Origin of the sequence: Ruminococcus sp. CAG:57 (genome assembly GCF_000435935.1) — a bacterium.
GTDB classification, from domain to species: domain Bacteria; phylum Bacillota; class Clostridia; order Oscillospirales; family Ruminococcaceae; genus Hominimerdicola; species Hominimerdicola aceti.
This window is the reverse complement of record NZ_FR890792.1, coordinates 1-1,258: the sequence shown is the minus strand read 5'-3', so window position 1 is coordinate 1,258 and position 1,258 is coordinate 1. Positions and strand designations below refer to the sequence as shown.

Genomic DNA, 1,258 nt, shown 5'->3' with positions numbered 1-1,258 from the left:
ATTTGGAGCAAGCAACGGGAATCGAACCCGCATCCCAAGCTTGGGAAGCTTGTATACTGACCATTGTACTATGCTTGCAAAAAGGCAATACTAAAATATATTGCCCTAGAGCAAAGCCTGTTACCACGGACTTTGCTCATTCTTGTATTTTTTATTGTATCTCATCTTTAAACGCCAAGATGTGAACCCCACGCATGCCCCAAGAGTGTTGTTGAAAACATCATCAAATTCACAAAGCCCTCTGCCTGTGATATACTGCGTTATCTCGATACCTGCTGAAAAGACAAGGGACATAAGAAAAACTTTTTTGAACTTCGTGATACCGCAAAGATACGGGAGCAAAACGCCCAAGGGTATAAACATTGCAATGTTTCCGAATATCTGTACCAGCCAAAAATCCCGCAGATACTTGATGCTTATGTTCTCAAAAAGGTTTCGCACCTCCCAGAAGGGCACAAGCTCAGCCTGACGTTCTCCCCACTGTCTGGCTATGAGTGTGAGCCAGAGGACGGCAAATATGTACACTGCAAACAGCGATGTAAGTATTTTTCTCTTTTTACTCCACCGTAACGCTCTTTGCAAGATTTCTCGGCTTATCAACGTCATAGCCCTTTCCTACTGATACATAATATGACAAAAGCTGAAGCGGTACTACTGAAAGGCTTGCCGCAAAAAGGTTATCTATCCTTGGAGTGTAAACTGTGAAGTCAGCAACGTCCTCCATAGCATAATTCCCATAGGTAGTAAGTCCGAAAAGCTTTGCTCCACGGCTCTTTACCTCGACCATATTGCTTATGGTCTTTTCATAAAGGGCAGACTGTGTTACCACGCTGAACACTACAGTTCCGTCCTCGATAAGGCTGATAGGACCATGCTTAAGCTCGCCTGCTGCATAGGCTTCGGAATGGATATAGCTTATCTCCTTGAGCTTAAGGCTTCCCTCCATGCCTACTGCATAGTCAATACCTCTGCCGATAAAGAATGCGTCCTTTATATTCACTACCTTTGAAGCAAACCACTGCAAGCGCTCCTTATCCTCGAGAATTTTCTCTATCTTCTCAGGGATAGTATTGATCTCCTCAACGAGCTGAGCAAATCTTTCGTCGGATATCTCCCCTCTTGCTTTTGCAAACTGCATTGCAAGGAGATATGCGGCAACGAGCTGACAGCTATAGGCTTTAGTTGTTGCGACGGATATTTCAGGGCCTGCGAGTGTATAGAAGACATTATCGGCTTCTCTTGCGATCGATGAGCCAAC

At 44.6% G+C, this 1,258-nt stretch carries 2 protein-coding genes and 1 tRNA gene; all 3 read right to left on the bottom strand.

Features of this window, described 5'->3' with window-relative positions; all coding sequences use genetic code 11:
• Window positions 1–3 precede the first annotated feature (3 nt).
• Window positions 4–78, bottom strand: a tRNA-Gly gene (locus QVO88_RS11340).
• 42 nt (window positions 79–120) lie between these two features.
• Window positions 121–525: a VanZ family protein gene (locus QVO88_RS11335; RefSeq protein WP_288178037.1), complete on the bottom strand. Its 405-nt coding sequence runs from the start codon at window positions 523–525 to the stop codon at window positions 121–123.
• Window positions 526–556: 31 nt separating this feature from the next.
• Window positions 557–1,258: SIS domain-containing protein (locus QVO88_RS11330; RefSeq protein WP_288178036.1), on the bottom strand; the 702-nt coding region annotated here is incomplete at its 5' end.